Origin of the sequence: Croceivirga radicis, assembly GCF_002072105.2 — a bacterium.
Classification (GTDB): Bacteria; Bacteroidota; Bacteroidia; order Flavobacteriales; family Flavobacteriaceae; genus Croceivirga; species Croceivirga radicis.
Map to the genome: position 1 here is coordinate 81,298 of NZ_MTBC01000003.1, position 17,186 is coordinate 98,483.

Annotated in this window: 15 protein-coding genes; 10 read left to right on the plus strand and 5 right to left on the minus strand. The window is 37.1% G+C overall.

The genetic code is table 11. The features are described from left to right. The first annotated feature begins 39 nt into the window (after window positions 1–39). Window positions 40–1,152, plus strand: coding sequence for a TlpA disulfide reductase family protein (locus tag BUL40_RS05320; RefSeq protein ID WP_080318380.1), 1,113 nt, complete (start codon window positions 40–42; stop codon window positions 1,150–1,152). Window positions 1,153–1,233: 81 nt separating this feature from the next. Here BUL40_RS05320 and BUL40_RS05325 read toward each other — a convergent pair whose 3' ends face one another. Together BUL40_RS05325 and BUL40_RS05330 are read right to left on the minus strand one after the other, a co-directional pair. Continuing rightward, entirely contained in the window at window positions 1,234–2,871 is a 1,638-nt protein-coding gene (locus BUL40_RS05325) for an LVIVD repeat-containing protein (protein WP_080318381.1), read from the minus strand. Between the two features lie 134 nt (window positions 2,872–3,005). Further along, a complete protein-coding gene (locus BUL40_RS05330) occupies window positions 3,006–3,656 on the minus strand; it encodes a rhomboid family intramembrane serine protease (protein WP_080318382.1) in 651 nt (216 codons plus the stop codon). 51 nt (window positions 3,657–3,707) lie between these two features. On the opposite strand from BUL40_RS05330, the gene BUL40_RS05335 reads away from it, so the two are divergent. Beyond that, window positions 3,708–4,604: a lysophospholipid acyltransferase family protein gene (locus BUL40_RS05335; protein WP_080318383.1), complete on the plus strand. Its 897-nt coding sequence runs from the start codon at window positions 3,708–3,710 to the stop codon at window positions 4,602–4,604. 30 nt (window positions 4,605–4,634) lie between these two features. On the opposite strand, the gene glmM is transcribed toward BUL40_RS05335, so the two are convergent. Then, the gene (gene glmM / locus BUL40_RS05340; protein ID WP_080318384.1) at window positions 4,635–6,023 is read right to left on the minus strand and encodes a phosphoglucosamine mutase; all 1,389 of its coding nucleotides are present in this window, start codon (window positions 6,021–6,023) and stop codon (window positions 4,635–4,637) included. Window positions 6,024–6,115: 92 nt separating this feature from the next. Between glmM and BUL40_RS05345 the strand changes: the two genes are divergently transcribed. From BUL40_RS05345 to BUL40_RS05365, 5 genes are all read left to right on the plus strand, one after another. Beyond that, entirely contained in the window at window positions 6,116–6,709 is a 594-nt protein-coding gene (locus tag BUL40_RS05345; RefSeq protein WP_010516673.1) for an acyl carrier protein phosphodiesterase, read from the plus strand. After that, complete coding sequence (gene ggt, locus BUL40_RS05350; RefSeq protein WP_080318385.1) at window positions 6,697–8,388, plus strand: gamma-glutamyltransferase; 1,692 nt, start codon at window positions 6,697–6,699, stop codon at window positions 8,386–8,388. Before BUL40_RS05345 ends, ggt begins: the two co-directional genes overlap by 13 nt. A 179-nt stretch (window positions 8,389–8,567) precedes the next feature. Continuing rightward, window positions 8,568–9,476: a DUF1338 domain-containing protein gene (locus BUL40_RS05355; RefSeq protein ID WP_080318386.1), complete on the plus strand. Its 909-nt coding sequence runs from the start codon at window positions 8,568–8,570 to the stop codon at window positions 9,474–9,476. Between the two features lie 29 nt (window positions 9,477–9,505). Continuing rightward, window positions 9,506–10,204: a hypothetical protein gene (locus BUL40_RS05360; protein WP_080318387.1), complete on the plus strand. Its 699-nt coding sequence runs from the start codon at window positions 9,506–9,508 to the stop codon at window positions 10,202–10,204. A gap of 79 nt (window positions 10,205–10,283) precedes the next feature. Beyond that, a complete protein-coding gene (locus BUL40_RS05365) occupies window positions 10,284–10,754 on the plus strand; it encodes a DUF3124 domain-containing protein (RefSeq protein ID WP_010516665.1) in 471 nt (156 codons plus the stop codon). On the opposite strand, the gene BUL40_RS05370 is transcribed toward BUL40_RS05365, so the two are convergent. Beyond that, entirely contained in the window at window positions 10,751–11,512 is a 762-nt protein-coding gene (locus BUL40_RS05370; RefSeq protein WP_010516663.1) for an XRE family transcriptional regulator, read from the minus strand. The genes BUL40_RS05365 and BUL40_RS05370 overlap by 4 nt on opposite strands. A gap of 97 nt (window positions 11,513–11,609) precedes the next feature. On the opposite strand from BUL40_RS05370, the gene BUL40_RS05375 reads away from it, so the two are divergent. Both BUL40_RS05375 and BUL40_RS05380 read left to right on the plus strand, forming a co-directional pair. Continuing rightward, entirely contained in the window at window positions 11,610–12,872 is a 1,263-nt protein-coding gene (locus BUL40_RS05375; RefSeq protein WP_080318388.1) for a putative DNA modification/repair radical SAM protein, read from the plus strand. Between the two features lie 19 nt (window positions 12,873–12,891). Then, the gene (locus BUL40_RS05380; protein ID WP_080318389.1) at window positions 12,892–13,671 is read left to right on the plus strand and encodes a TIGR03915 family putative DNA repair protein; all 780 of its coding nucleotides are present in this window, start codon (window positions 12,892–12,894) and stop codon (window positions 13,669–13,671) included. Window positions 13,672–13,683: 12 nt separating this feature from the next. Here the strand turns inward: BUL40_RS05380 and BUL40_RS05385 are convergent, their stop codons facing one another. Continuing rightward, complete coding sequence (locus BUL40_RS05385) at window positions 13,684–14,208, minus strand: hypothetical protein (protein WP_080318390.1); 525 nt, start codon at window positions 14,206–14,208, stop codon at window positions 13,684–13,686. A 114-nt stretch (window positions 14,209–14,322) separates the two neighbouring features. Between BUL40_RS05385 and uvrA the strand changes: the two genes are divergently transcribed. Next, window positions 14,323–17,184 carry an excinuclease ABC subunit UvrA gene (uvrA, locus tag BUL40_RS05390; protein WP_080318391.1) on the plus strand — a complete coding sequence of 954 codons (2,862 nt, stop codon included), beginning with the start codon at window positions 14,323–14,325 and terminating at the stop codon, window positions 17,182–17,184. Window positions 17,185–17,186 lie beyond the last annotated feature (2 nt).

The following is a 17,186-nucleotide window of genomic DNA, read 5'->3' on the forward strand; positions in this document are numbered from 1 at the left end:
CAGTGGTTTGTGTACCTTTAGCCAAAATTAAATATACACATGAAAAAAATCCTATCTATTTTTTCCTTAGGACTTTTAGTATTTTCCTGTTCTACCAAACCCGAAGGTTACACAATAAGCGGTACACTTACTGGAGAGGTGAAAAATGGAACACAAGTATTTCTAAAAACTACGGACTCTTTAATGAGGGGGCTAGTTGAAATTGATACGACTACCGTAGAAAATGGCACTTTTACTTTTACAGGTACGGCAGACAGCCCACAAATGTATTACCTATTCTTTGATGGGTTAAGAGGAAACACCCCAATAGTATTAGAAAATGGGTCCATTTCTTTTGAAGCACAAAAAGATAGTTTGGGTTATGCCGATGTTAGTGGCACCGAACAAAATGAGATTTTCATGAAATACATGGACGAGTCTAGAAAAATGGGCGAAATGAGCCAGTCCATGAACGAAGAATTCAAAAAAGCGAATGCCGCTAGGGATACGGCGATTATAAAATCGTTACGCGAAGAATACATGGAGCTACAGGAAAAAGCCAAAACTTTTGAGCTAGATTTTGTTAAGGCGAACCCAAATGGGTTGATCAGTGCATTAATTTTGGATAAACTGTTAAATACAAAAGCGCTCCCTGTTTCTGAAATAGAAGAAATGTACAACGCTTTAACCCCAGCAATAAAGGCAACAAGACCTGGAAAACGAATTGGCAAACAATTAGAAATTGAAAAAACCACGGCCATTGGTTCTAAGGCACCCAACTTTAGTGGCCCAACCCCAGATGGTGGTGAGCTAGCTTTTAATCAAGTAAAAGGCAAACTTACCCTTATAGACTTTTGGGCGGGTTGGTGCAGGCCTTGTCGTATGGAGAATCCTAACATTGTAGCGGTTTACAACAAATACAAGGACAAGGGTTTTAATGTAGTAGGTGTTTCCTTGGACCAAAAGAAAGAAATGTGGTTACAGGCCATTGAAGACGATGGCTTGGCATGGAACCATGTATCTAACTTACAACGCTTTCAAGATCCTATAGCAAAAGCTTATAATATAAATGCCATACCAGCTGCTTTCTTGGTTGATGAAAATGGGGTAATTGTTGCTAAAAACCTACGTGGACCTGCCTTAGAAGAAAAAGTTGCGGAACTATTGAATTAAATTCAAGGTTAACTTCTCCTAAAATAAAAACCCCGCGGAAAGCAATTTCCCGCGGGGTTTCTCATTCTCATCTAGTCTATTTTAGAACTTATTGTTCATATCTTCAAAATCTCCTGTTACAGAGGCATCTTCTTCAATAGTAACAGTCCCCGTTATATATGCTCTGTTAGCATCTCCTAGAAACTCCAATTTTGCACCTTTCTTTAAAGTAAGGTTTCCGTATACCGCAAAATCCCCTTCTATTCGTAAAGTGGCATTTTCTTCTACCACAACATCCTTCCTACTATTATTTCTACCTACAATGAGTGTTCCTCGCATATCAAATGCTCCTGCAACATCAACTTTCACATCGTTCCTAACAGTCCATGAACCACATAACAACAAGGTTCCTTCTACAGTTACACTGTTAAATCTTTTAGACCCATTATAACGTAAGTCTTGGTTGCTGGCCACGTTTAAAGTTGAACTACCAGAATACCTAGAAGTATCGGTACAAGCTTCTTCTAAACTTTGGGCAGGCTTATTCATCTTAATAATTTGTAAGCCACCTCTACCCGATGCTGCAAAAATATAATCGTCCTTGGTCTCCACATAATTGATACTACCATCCAAAGCAATGATACCAACAACATCTACTCCATTTTCCTCTTCGGATAAGCAAAGACCAGCACCACCATTGGCCATTAACAAAACGTTTTCGTTAAAAGCGGCCGAATTAGTAACCACATCACCCACGGCAACATTTTCTGGACTAATTGGTATGGCCACTCGTTCCACTAAGTTGCCTGTTTGGGAATTATATACGCCTGCACCGTTTTCTCCTTCTGCAACCACTATAAGGTCTCCATAATAATCTAAGGTACGTTTGTCTGCTTCTCTAAAATCTCCAGAAATTGCAATATTGCTTACTTCGGCAAAATCTGAATTAAGGATGCGAACACCATAACTGGCATCTAATAGCGCATATTGACTTCCATTATAAGCCAAAGAACGTAAATCCTCATAAGCAGCTTCTTTAACAATAGTTAAGTCTGCTTTATTATATTCACGCAGATATCCTTCTTTACCAGACGTTACTATGACACTGTTAGGTTGTATCAACACATCCGTAGCGTTATAACCTTCTTGAAAGGCATAAGAAATACCGGCATCAAGATTAAATCTATTATTGCTTACTTGAATTTTAGCTAAAAAAGAGTTTGCCGTAGCGGTAGCAGATTGTTCAGCATCTACGCCACCTGCCACATATACAAAGCCATTATCATATTTAATGGCATTGATATCTGCATTGGTATAATACAATCTAGAAGTAACCCTAGGTTGATATGGGTCTCCTACATATATAATATCCAGTGCACCTGCATAATCATCTTGTGCAGTATTGTAAGACACATAAACATAATCATCTACTAAATGTATATGTGAAGCGGTTAAATTTTCGGCACCGGCATAGGAAGGTGGTGTAACTTGTGCAACTAAAGACAAAGGATAGTCACCGGCTTGTTCTTCTCCTTCTCTTGCATATTTTCCAGAATTGGAACTTTCTGCATAGATGTCTAAAACACCGCTAGACTCAAAATCAATACTGTTTTCTAAAACTGTAGCACTAGTTTCAAGACTTACATTATCCTTATTTTCTTCGTAAACTGTAGTAGAATCACTACAAGAAATTACAATTGCAGCCAATACTGCAAGGGGGAATAGTAATTTTCCTTTCATAACAAGTAGGTTAAATAAGATTTGGTCAAATTTGAACGTGCAATTTGTTAAATTATTTCAATAACAAATTCTGTTTTCGATGAAATACGCCTTAAGTGTAGGTAGATGGCTAAAAAGTATCGGTAAATAAAATCCTAAATTTTACCAGTTTTAGCCAAAACGAACAAAATAACTATAGGTATTGCTAGTAAGAACACCATTAAAGGATCAGTGGTTAAAAGACTTGGCCTAAACAACAGTGTGGTAGCATACCCCCCAATTGCCCCGCCAAAATGTGCTGTATGCCCAATATTGCCCAACCTACTTTTCATCCCATAAATGGAATAAAGCAGATAAGCAATACCAAATATATAAGCTGGCAAGGGTATGGGTATAAATAACAAACCCAATTGCATATTAGGTTGTAATAAAATTGCAGCATATAAAATTCCTGTAACTGCCCCACTTGCTCCAACCGCACTATAATACGTTTCGTTCTTATGAAAATATAATGCCAATAAACTACCGGCCAACAAACTAATTACGTAAACGATAAAAAATTTAGGTGGCCCAAACCAAGCTATTACAACATCCGCAAAAAAATATAGGGTAAACATGTTAAAAAACAAATGTGCAATGTCTACATGAAGAAAACCAGAAGTGAACATGCGTTCTTTTTGACCGGCTTGTATAGCACCAATCTGAAACTTATAGCGATCAAAAAACAATTGGTCTTTAAACCCTCTCAGAGACACCAATACATTGGCCACTATTATAGCAATTGTTGCAATGTGCAAATTGAGCATAGTTCTAGGCTTTGGGTCAAATATAGCTATATTTGTGCATTCTTATTTTGTATGCAATTACTGATTTTTATTATAGCCTATCCTTGGATATGGCTGGTTTCCAGACTACCTTTTAGAGCACTTTATGCCCTCTCGGATTTTGTGTTCGTGCTCCTTTTTTACGTGATAGGTTATCGTAAAAAAGTAGTCTTCAATAATTTACAATTGGTTTTCCCAGACAAGCCAACAGAAGAACTATTAGTCTTACAAAGAAAATTCTATAAACATATGTGCGATATGTTTTTAGAAATGGTAAAGACCATGGCTTTAAGTAAAGCCGAAGTAAAGAAGCGGTATGCGGTACAAAATATTGAATTGATAAATAAATTAGAAAAAGACCGCAGTGTACTAGTAGTTTGCGCACATTACGCCAATTGGGAATGGAACGTGAGTATTAATAATTATGTAAAAGCTAAAGGCTATGCGGTTTACCAGCCCGTGTCTAACAAGTATTTTGACAATTTTGTTAAAAGTGTCCGTGCCAAATGGAACACAACACTTATTACACAGAACCAGACCGTAAAAACCGTGGTAAGGGATAAAAGAGATGGAATTAAAGGTGTTTTTGGAATGGTAAGTGATCAATCGCCCCAAGCGCATAAGGCACAATATTGGACCGACTTTATGGGAATCACGGTCCCTATTTTCAATGGTGCGGAAGTAATGGCAAGAAAATTAGACTTGTCCGTGGTGTTCTTAAAGGTAAGCAAGGTTAAAAGAGGTTATTACAAAGCAGAATTTATACCCATAGCCGAAAGTGGTAAAGAAACACCGGAAAATTACATAACGGATACGTTTTTAAGACTAACGGAACAGCAAATAAAGGAACAACCAGAATACTACTTTTGGACGCACAAACGCTGGAAGCACAGAAATAAACAACCTGCGCATTTTGCCAAAGTATCCTAAAAAAAAGCCCCATTTAAGGGGCTTTTATCTTTAAATACCGGCAATAATCTTAATCTCCGATATTATCTTATCTGCCAACCCATCTGCTTCAGACTGGCTTTTTGCTTCGGTATATACGCGAATAATAGGTTCTGTATTAGATTTTCTCAAGTGAACCCAATTCTCTGCAAAATCAATTTTTACACCATCTATATTGGATATTTCTTCGTTTTGGTATTTTTCATACATGGTCTTTAACAAACCATCTACATCTAATTCTGGTGTTAACTCAATTTTTTTCTTACTCATAAAATAACTAGGATAACTGGCTCGCAATTCTGCGACCGTGCCTCCCCTTTCTGCCATTAACATTAAAAATAATGCCGTGCCTACTAAGGCATCCCTACCATAATGACTTTCAGGGTAGATAATACCACCATTACCTTCACCTCCAATAATTGCTTTGTTTTCTTTCATTTTGGTAACTACGTTAACCTCTCCCACCGCAGCAGCTTCATAGCTACCACCATGTTTTACCGTAATGTCTCTTAAAGCCCTAGAAGACGATAAGTTAGAAACCGTACTGCCCGGTGTTTTACCTAAAACATAATCTGCACAAGCAACCAAGGTGTATTCCTCGCCAAACATTTCCCCGTCATTGCTAATAAATGCCAAACGGTCTACGTCTGGGTCTACTACAATACCAAAATCTGCTTGTTCTTCTACCACTTTTTTACATATATCTCCTAGATGCTCTTTTAAAGGTTCTGGATTGTGTGGAAAATGACCTGTAGGTTCACAATACAATTTTACCACTTCTACATCTAAAGCTTCCAGTAACTTTGGTATTGCAATACCGCCGGTAGAGTTTACCCCATCTACCACTACTTTAAACTTTTTGGCTTTAATAACATCGGCATCAACTAAGGAAAGATTTAATACTTCATCCACGTGAATATCAAAATAAGCGTCGTTTTTTGTAACCGCTCCCAAATCATCTACTGTAGCAAAATCAAAATCGTCCGCTTCTACAATTGCAAGTATTTTGGCTCCCTCTTCCGCATTTAAAAATTCACCTTTTTCATTCAATAATTTTAGTGCATTCCATTGTTTTGGGTTATGACTGGCCGTTAGAATAATGCCCCCATCGGCTTTTTCTAAGGGTACCGCAATCTCCACGGTTGGCGTAGTGCTTAAATCCAAATCTATGATATCTATACCCAAACCTACCAAAGTTGAAACCACTAGATTCTGAATCATTTCACCAGAAAGTCTGGCATCTCTACCAATTACAACGGTTAGTTTTTCTTTTCCTGAATAGTCTTTTAACCAAGAGCCATAGGCAGCTGCAAATTTTACCGCATCAATTGGTGTTAGGTTATTGTTTGGAGCACCACCAATGGTTCCTCTTATACCAGATATAGATTTTATTAATGTCATTTGTTAAGAAAGTTTGTGCAAATATAAAATGATGTTACGTAGTTCGTGTTTCTTCTTTGTAAATTCGGTTATTGATCATATAAAATAGGTCTATGAACTTTTTGGCCCATGTTTACCTATCGTTTAACCATCCAGAAATTACCATTGGTAATTTTATTGCAGACCAAATACGGGCAAACAAATACAAACACCTACCTGTTAACATTCAAAAAGGGATTGTATTGCATAGGGCAATTGATACCTTTACGGATAGCCACCCCACCCCAAAGAAAAGTAGTAAACGATTGCACAAGAATTATGGCCATTACAGCAGGGTAATAGTAGATATCTATTACGATCACTTTTTAGCCAAAAATTGGACCAATTACAGCTCTATTCCTTTAGATACGTTTGTAGATGATTTTTATGGTCTTTTACATGACAATTATGAAATACTTCCAAAAAGCACACAACGGATGATGCCGTACATGATTGCAGATAATTGGTTGCTAAACTATAGTAATCTAGACGGAATATCTAGAGTTTTAAATGGTATGAACAAGCGCACCAACAATAAAAGTAAAATGAACCTAGCCATAGCAGATCTACAAACCCATTACAATGCTTTTGAAGCGGAATTTCTTAGTTTTTTTAACGAATTGATTACCTTTTCAAAAAATAAATACCACCAGTTATGCCAAGAATAATCGCCGTTTTACTACTTAGTCTAGTATTCCATGCCTGTAAAACCTCCCCTAAACACGTAGCACCTACTGGATTGGTAGTAGAGAACGCCATGGTAGTAGCGGCAAGGGAAGAAGCTGCACAAATTGGCGTAGAAATAATGCAAAAAGGAGGAAATGCTTTTGATGCCATGGTTGCCACCGAAATGGCGCTGGCCATAGCCTACCCGTTTGCAGGTAATTTAGGAGGTGGTGGTTTTATGGTCTATAGAAAAGCAGATGGCACCGTTGGGGCATTGGATTATAGGGAAAAAGCGCCTTTGGCAGCCCATAAAGACATGTATTTGGATTCCGTTGGTAATGTAGTGCCAGATATGAGTACCGTTGGCGCTACTGCCGTTGGTGTTCCTGGCACGGTGGCTGGGGTAATTGCTGCCCATGAAAAATTTGGCAAACTTTCTTTAAAGGAGATTTTTGAACCGGTGATAGCATTGGCCAATAAGGGCGTTATAGTAACAAAAAAGCAAGCCAAGCGTTTAGAAAACACTCGAGAACAATTTATTGCTGTTAACGGAGATAGTACCAAGTTTGCTTCAATTTTTAAAGTAGGCGATACCATAAAATATCCAGCTTTGGCAGCTACACTTACTAAAATTCAAAAAGATGGGAAAGCCGGATTTTACAAGGGAGAAATTGCCGAAAAGTTGGCCAACTTTATCCAAAGCAATGGTGGTTATATTACCACGGAAGATTTAGCCAAATATGAAGCTAAGTGGCGTAACCCTATTGTTTTTAACTACAAGGACCTTAAAATCATAAGCATGAGTCCACCCAGTAGCGGTGGAATTACCATGAACCAGATTTTTAAAATGATGGAAGACCATGATATCAAAGCCTATGGCCATAATTCCGCAAAGAACATTCGGCTCTTTACAGAAGCTGCCAGAAGAGCCTATGCCGATCGCAACTATTTTTTAGGAGACCCAGATTTTGTAACCATCCCTACACAAGAGATGACTTCTGAAAATTATCTAAAAAAGCGAATGGCCAATTTTTCTTTTGATAAGGCTACCCCATCTGATAGTATTTCTAGAGGTAATATTAAAATTATTGAAAGTGATGAGACTACCCATTACTCTATTGTAGACACAGAAGGTAACGCAGTTTCTGTAACTACTACTCTCAATGGCGCTTACGGATCTAAATTGTATTCAGACGAATTGGGTTTTTTCTTAAACAATGAAATGGACGATTTTAGCGCTAAGCCAGGCATACCAAATATGTTTGGCCTAATAGGTGCAGAAGCCAATAGTATTGCCCCCGAAAAAAGAATGCTAAGCAGTATGTCTCCTACCATTGTAGAAAAAGATGGCAACTTATACATGGTAGTAGGCACTCCGGGAGGTTCTACCATCATTACAGCAGTTGCGCAAACCATTTTAAATGTATACGAACACGAACTTAGTATGCAAGAAGCCGTGAACGCTCCAAGATTTCACCATCAGTGGTTGCCAGATATGATTATGTTTGAAGAACAAGGGTTTTCTAATGAATTAAAGGCTCAATTAAAATCAAAAGGATATTCCATTCTAGAAGGCAGAACGCGTATTATTGGAAAAGTAGATGCCATAAAAGTTTTACCAAATGGTAAATTAGAAGGTGGTGCAGATAAAAGGGGTGATGATAAAGCGGTAGGTTTTTAAGCTTTGCTTGTAACGGCTATAAACTATTGTCTCATGGTTTCCGCAGTCTAGTCTAGATATAACTAACAGGAAATCTTTTAAAATCAAAAGCTTAGATTTTATTAGCACTGTAGATTCATGGGTTTGTTTTTTACGAGGTTTAATATTTTATATTTGTAACAATTCACAAACTTTATGTTATGATATTTAACAAAGATGTTGCTTTAGATGGTATTTTAGATGCCCTATTTACTCCATATAAAAAAAGTGTCCCTGATGTAAACCATATTGTTACGGCCATGTTAAATCAGGGGATCATTAATAAAGAAGAAGACATTTTAAACGACCATATTGCCTTTAGAACATTGGGCGTTCCTAATCTTGGAATAGCCTCTTTTGAAAAGATTTTTCTGCACCATGGTTATAAAAAAATGGAACCTTATTTTTTTGAACAAAAAAAGTTAGATGCCTTTTGGTATGCCCCACCAAGTCCAGAATATCCCAGAATATTCATTAGTGAACTACGGGTAAAAGACCTTTCAAAAGAAACACAAGCAATAATTCATAACTACACAGATGCGGTTACTAAAGACCCCATTGATTCTATTGATTTGGATGATGTAAAAGCCGTTGGCGACTTTTTCTATAAGCCTTTGTGGGAACTACCTACTTTAGAAGACTACAACGCATTGGCTAAAGAGAGTGAATATGCTGCTTGGGTTATTTACAACAGATATTACCTAAATCATTACACCATTAGCGTTCATGCATTACCAACACCCTACAACAATCTTAACACCTTTAATACATTCCTTGAAAAAAATGGAATTGTATTAAATGATTCTGGATCAAAGATTAAAATTAGTGCGGATGGATTGCTTAAACAAAGTAGCTCTGTAGCTAAAATGATTCTGGCAACTTTTGCTGACGGTACAACTAAAGAAATAAGTGGTAGCTACGTAGAATTTGCGGAACGATTACCCTTACCCCAATTTGCCCATTTGCCGGCAGAAGAATTGACCACCGCTATGCGTAGAGAAGGATTTGAAGCCGCCAATGCGGATAAGATTTTTGAGAGCACCTATAGTGAACAAACCAGCAAATCTTAAATCAATACGCTATTTTAGTAAAAAAAAAGATGCGTAAATTTTTTAAATGGATTGGGGTTTTACTTCTAGTATTACTTGTTGTTTTAGGCATTTTAGGCTTAATCATACATGAAAAACAACCAGCGATCAATCCTTCTAAAGAAGCAGATATTTTAGCACAGGAAATGCTAACCAGGCTAAACCATACGGCATATAAAAATACGCGACATTTAGAATGGAGTTTCCAGAATGGAAAAAATAAATATCAGTGGGATAAAAAAAAGGGATTAGTACAAATGACTATGGGCGACACCAAACTATTACTAAACCTAAGTTTTCCTCAAAAATCAAAAGTACTTGCGCCTAAAAACCTTCAAAAAACAGAAAAACAAGAACTTATAGCAAAAGGTATAGCTAATTTTAACAACGATTCTTTTTGGCTAGTAGCTCCTTATAAAGTTTTAGATAAAGGCACAAAACGCACAATGGTAGAATTAGAAGATGGCTCAAAAGGTTTAATGGTTACTTATATGGAGGGTGGGTCTACCCCAGGTGATAGTTACTTATGGATTTTAGATGAAAATGGCTTTCCCAAAAGCTTCAAAATGTGGGTAAGTATTATTCCCATAGGCGGACTAGAAGCCACATGGGACGACTGGCTGGTAACCGAAAGTGGGGCCTTTTTACCCAAATCTCACAAATTAGGACCTTTTAATCTAAATATGGGAAATGTAGCCGGGCACAACTAACCCTTATTTTCGCCATATTTGTAGTATTATGACACATAAATTCACATTAGGTTGTATTTCATTGCTTTTGATTAGTCTTATGAATTGCAATTTACCCGTTAGAGAAGAGGACCCTAAAAGAACAGATCTGTCCGATAAACCTGTGGCTCAATTACCGGTAGATAGTCTTAAAATAAACGGTAAAACATATTTATCTGTCTATTCAGAGGTCTATAGCTACTCAGAACATACTACGCATAATTTAACCTCTACCATAAGTTTAAGAAATAGAGATGCTAAACATCCCGTATATATAGAAAAGGCAACTTTTTATGATACTAAAGGGAAAGCATTACATGAGTACGTAACCAAACCTTTTGCTCTAGCTCCAATGGAAACCGTACACATTGTAATCAATGAAAAAGACGAAGAAGGCGGTACGGGGGCCAATTTTATTTTTGAATGGGCTACAGAACAAAATACCATCACCCCTTTATTTGAAGCGGTCATGATTTCTACCCAAGGCCAGCAAGGACTTTCTTTTGTAACCTATGGCCAACCTATAAATTAAGTAGTTCCCTGCCCCACTTGTCGTTTTAGTTCTTCCATAGATTCTTGCAATTGGCGCAATAACCCACGATCTGTTGTAGCATCTACATTAAACGTAAGTTTGCTACTAACCTCCCAAATCTCTTGAATTTGAAAAGGCTTTATTTCATAAGGTGGGTAAGCCTCATTTAAGGAGATTAAAGTAATATTATTTGAATTAGGCCTTTTTTCTATTTTCTTTACCATGACAGAATCATGTAAAACCACTACATACATTTTATTGGCACTTATGTAATCTATATGCTCTATTGCTTTTGCCAACACCCATTCTCCTGGTCTTAAATTGGGTAACATACTATCCCCTTCTACTTGGAAACCCCTGTAGGTTGCATTTCTAAATTCCGGAATAGGCAAATCAAAAGCTGGTAGTTGCTGGTACCAGCTAGTATCTTGAATGTTCTGAGGATAACCTGCAGCGGCTTTGGCATTTACCAACACCATGTTATCTTGTTCAGAATTGTCTACGGTTACCACTTTAGGTATTACACTTACCTTGTTGGTGTCCAAGTGCTTATTTTCACTATCCCCATATAACCAAAGGGGATTTATTTTAAACTGGCGTAGAAGTTCTGCCACCACTTTGCCAGACAATTTGGTACGCCCTCTCTCGATATCTGCCGTGGTATTTTTTACACCAATCATAGCAGCGAATTCAGCTTGGGTGTAGCCTAAATCACGCCTTAATTCTACAAAACGCTTTAAGGTAAGTTCATTTTCCATATCCAAATATACTAGATTAGGAATATTTCCAAAAATAAATTTGGATATTTTCCATTAATTGGAATTTTTCCATATTTTTGGATAAAAACCTAAAGCTGTGAATTTTGAACGTATTAAGGAAAAATTGAACATCCTTGCAGATGCCGCCAAATATGATGTTTCATGTGCCAGCAGCGGCAGTAACAGAAAAAATACCAATAAGGGTCTTGGCAATAGCACTGGCATGGGTATTTGCCATAGTTATACCGAGGATGGTCGATGTGTTTCACTTTTAAAAATACTCTTGACCAATCATTGCATATACGATTGTGCTTATTGTGTTACCCGTAAAAGTAACGATGTAAAACGTGCTGCCTTTAAAATTCAAGAAGTGGTAGACCTTACTATTAATTTTTACCGCAGAAATTATATTGAAGGTCTTTTTTTAAGTTCCGGAATATTTAAAAGTCCAGACCACACTATGGAGCGTTTGGTTCAAGTGGCCAAAAAATTACGATTAGAAGAAAATTTCAACGGTTATATCCATTTAAAATCCATACCCGGTTGTAGTGATGAATTAATGTATGAGGCTGGCCTGTATGCCGATCGGTTATCTGTAAACATTGAAGTACCCACAATCTCTGGTCTTAAACTATTGGCCCCAGAAAAAAAGCACGAAGATTTTACCAAACCCATGCTAAAGGTTAAGAACGAACTTATCCGTTACAATAATGAAAGAAAAATAATAAAAAGCACTCCAAAATATGCACCTGCTGGACAAAGCACGCAAATGATTGTTGGAGCCACGGGAGAAACAGATAAAGACATCATGTATTCTGCCACTTATTATTACAAGCAATTTCATATGAAGCGGGTTTACTACTCTGGTTATGTACCTGTAATCCAAGATGAACGCTTACCAAGTGTTACTAGTCAGGTGCCCATGTTAAGGGAAAACCGTTTGTACCAAACAGATTGGTTATTGCGGTTTTACGGTTTTTCCATAACCGAAATACTAGACAAAAATCATCCTAATTTAGATCCAGATGTAGACCCAAAATTATCGTGGGCCTTAAGAAACTTGCATCTATTTCCTGTAGATATTAATACGGCAGAGAAACATATGTTGTTGCGAATTCCAGGGTTGGGGGTAAAATCTGCCCATAAAATTATACAAGCTAGAAAATACAGAAAATTAAATTGGGAGCACCTTAAAAAACTTGGGGTTGCCCTTAACAGAGCCCAATATTTTATTCGTTGTACGGCCAAAGACCAAGTTAGGAAAGACTTGCCCGCAGAGCGAATTAAAGGTTTAATTTTACAAAATTCAACGGGAAAGTTCCGTAGTAATTTTAGTACCCAACTTTCGCTATTTAATTAATACAGTTAATTCTATTATCATGAATTCTTTTGCAACCACCCTTGTATACGATGGAAGTTTCAACGGCTTTTTAACTACCGTATTTATAGCTTTTGAAGAAAAACTCCATGTAGCCGATATACAGAAAGAATACCAAGCCCAAAGCGGATTGTTTTCAAATACGGAGACCGTTTTTACCGACAATTCCAAAGCGGAACGTGTTTGGAACGGGCTAAAGAAAAAAAATTACAACACGCTAACCTCCATTTATTTTGCCTTTTTAAGTGAAAATGAAGGGATTGAATTCATTCTTTATTGTTTTATCAAAACAATGATGGCACAGCAAAACTTTAAAGGCATAGATTATGGAGACGCCTCCGCCCTACATATTAGCCAGCTAGCGAAAAAAGTGGGTAGGGAAAAACACAGAATGGAAGCTTTTGTACGGTTTCAACTAACTAAAGACCAAATTTATTTTGCCAATATAGAGCCAGATTTTAACGTTTTGCCCTTAATATCCAAGCACTTTAAAAACAGATATGCAGACCAAGAATGGTTAATATATGACACCAAAAGAAAATATGGTATCTACTATGATTTACATAAGGTAGAAATGGTTGATCTGGAATTAAATGAGATTCATTTTAATAGAACTAGAAAAAGTGAGGTATTCGAAGAAAACGAGTACCAGTACCAAAACCTTTGGACCAATTACTTCAATAGTACCAATATAAAATCTAGGATAAACAAAAAATTACATCAACAACATGTACCAAAAAGGTATTGGAAATATTTAAGCGAAAAAAAGGATGCCGTTTAGCATCCTTTCTTGTTATTTACCTTTTTCGCCAACAAAGCCATCACTTTTAGATTTGAACAAAACATTAAAACTTGTTAAAGATCCATATACTCGTGTAATGTATTGCTGCAAATCTATTTTTTCTTGATCATCTAGATTTTTACTGCTGTTAATTTTTTGTTCCATCACACGCAACCTATCCCTTACCATAACTATTTTATGAAAAAAAGTGTCTATCGGCATTTCTTTGTTAGAAGTTGCTCCGTTAGGTTCCAAAATTAATTTTCCACCTTTCCATTTATCTGCTAAAGCTACTTTCTCGTGGGTATCACTCCATTTCTCCAATATTTTAACTAAAGAGCGCTCTACCTCAAAAAAACTTACCGTGTCAACTTCGCCCTCTACGGCTTCAATGGTTTCAAAATCACAATCTAAATCAATAGTTTCAAGACCTTTTTCTAAAAAAGTTACCCAATAATGTTTGGAAGTTACGTTGGTAACCACTCCCTTACCGTAGTCTGGATGGTCTATCCTAGATCCAATTCCTAATATTTTCATCGTTCTAAAATCTAATTCAATTATTTGTCTAAAAATAAGACATCAATTAACAAATAAGCAACATATACCAACTTCCAATTTAAACTTCAATTGCTTACTTTAGCATCTTGTGCTATGATTAACTACGAAGAAAATATTGAAGTTCGCGGAGCCCGCGTTCACAATTTAAGAAACATTGATGTTACCATTCCTAGAGATAAATTGGTTGTTATAACCGGTTTAAGCGGAAGTGGTAAATCTTCATTGGCTTTTGATACAATATACGCAGAAGGCCAAAGGAGATACATAGAAACTTTCTCTGCCTATGCCAGACAATTTCTTGGTGGTCTTGAGCGGCCAGATGTAGATAAGATTGATGGTTTGTCTCCGGTAATTGCTATTGAACAGAAAACAACATCCAAATCTCCTAGATCTACGGTGGGCACCATAACCGAAATTTATGATTTTTTACGTTTGTTGTTCGCTAGGGTCGGAGATGCCTACAGTTACGCAACTGGCGAAAAAATGGTTAGCTACAGCGATGAGCAAATTAAAACGTTGATTACCGAGAGCTATGCCAACAAGAAAATCAATGTATTGGCCCCAATAATTAAATCTAGGAAAGGACATTATCGTGAACTTTTTGAACAAATTGGCAAACAGGGGTTTGTAAAAGTTCGTGTAGATGGAGAGGTCAAGGATATTGTTAAGGGCATGAAAGTAGATCGTTACAAAACCCACGACATAGAAATTGTAATAGACCGTTTAAAGGTAGGACAAGGCGAGGATTTTGATAAACGATTAATGGAGACCATTAATACCGCAATGTACAGTGGTAACAATGTGTTAATGGTATTAGAAGAAGGAACTGATGAACCTAGATATTTTAGTAGGGACTTAATGTGCCCCTCTTCTGGCATTAGTTACCCTACTCCAGAACCCAATACGTTTTCTTTTAATTCTCCAAAAGGAATGTGCCCAGAATGCAATGGCTTAGGACATGTTTTTGAGGTAAATGAGAAAAAAATTATTCCAAATAGTAAGCTTTCGATTAAAAGCGGTGGTTTTGCGCCTTTGGGAAATTACAAGAAATCATGGGCCTTTAAGCAGTTAGAAACTATTGCTCAGCGCTACAATTTTAACTTGGATACACCAATTACGGATATTCCACAAGAGGCAATGGACGTAATTTTAAATGGTGGTAAAGAAAGTTTTTCTGTCAATTCTAAAACGCTAGGTGTTAAACGCGACTACAAAATTGATTATGAGGGAATTTCGAATTTTATAAAAGCGCAATATAACGAAGCCAATAGTACGTCTATAAAGCGGTGGGCCAAGGAATATATGGATAAGGTACCTTGCCCTACTTGTGAAGGAGCACGTTTACGCAAAGAATCTTTATATTTTAAAGTCGGTGAAAAAAATATTGCCCAATTGGCACATATGGACATTGCTGAGTTGGCTAACTTTTTTACCACGTTTGAACAATCTTTGAGCGGTAATCAGAAAAAAATTGCCGAAGAAATTGTTAAAGAAATACGAACCCGTATTCAATTTTTATTGGATGTTGGTCTAGATTACCTTTCTCTAAACAGAGGATCTAAAACGCTTTCTGGTGGCGAAGCTCAAAGAATTAGATTAGCAACACAGATTGGTTCTCAATTGGTTGGCGTTCTTTACATTTTAGACGAACCCAGTATTGGATTACACCAACGGGACAATGAACGCTTAATTAATTCTTTAGTTTCGTTGAGAGATATAGGAAATTCAGTTATTGTGGTAGAACATGACAAGGATATGATTGAGGCCGCAGACCATGTAATAGATATTGGGCCCAAAGCAGGCAAACATGGCGGTACAATTATTTCTGAAGGTCCACCAAAAGAATTAAAACTACACCAAACCCTTACAGCCCAATACATCACTGGGAAAATGGAAATTCCAGTTCCAGAAAAAAGACGTAAAGGCACGGGTAAAAACATTACACTTACAGGATGTACCGGTAACAACCTTAAAAATGTAACGGTTAAATTCCCATTAGGTAAAATGATTGGTGTAACCGGTGTTTCCGGCAGTGGAAAGTCAACTTTAATAAACGAGACCCTCTACCCTATCATGAACGCACATTACTTTAATGGCGTTAAAAAACCAATGCCCTACAAATCCATAAAAGGATTGGAACACATAGATAAGGTCATAGATATAAACCAATCACCTATAGGCCGTACACCAAGATCTAACCCAGCCACATATACCGGGGTTTTTAGTGAAATACGTTCATTGTTCGCAAAGACAACAGAGGCAACCATACGTGGTTACAAACCTGGTAGGTTCAGCTTCAACGTTGCCGGCGGACGCTGTGAAACCTGTATGGGTGGTGGTCTAAAGGTAATAGAAATGAACTTTTTGCCAGATGTCTATGTGGAGTGCGAAACCTGTAACGGCAAACGGTTTAATAGAGAAACTTTAGAAATCAGGTATAAAGGAAAATCCATAGCAGACGTTTTGGAAATGACAATTAATGAAGCTGTAGATTTCTTTGAACATATTCCTAAGATTTTCAGAAAATTAAAAACTTTAAAAGATGTAGGTTTGGGCTACATAAGTTTAGGGCAACAATCTACCACACTTTCTGGTGGAGAAGCCCAGCGTGTAAAATTGGCCACTGAACTATCTAAAAGAGATACCGGAAATACCTTTTATATTTTGGACGAGCCCACCACTGGTTTACATTTTGAGGACATCCGTGTGCTGATGGAAGTTTTAGATAAATTGGTAGACAAAGGAAATACGGTATTGGTCATTGAACATAATCTAGATGTAATAAAAATGGTAGATTACATTATAGACATTGGATATGAAGGTGGCAAGGGTGGTGGCGATGTTGTCGCCAATGGCACACCGGAACAAGTTGTAAAAAACACTAAAAGTTATACGGCTAAATTCTTAAAAAAAGAACTAGAACTAGCCAAAAAGAATATTGCAAAAGCAAGTTAAGA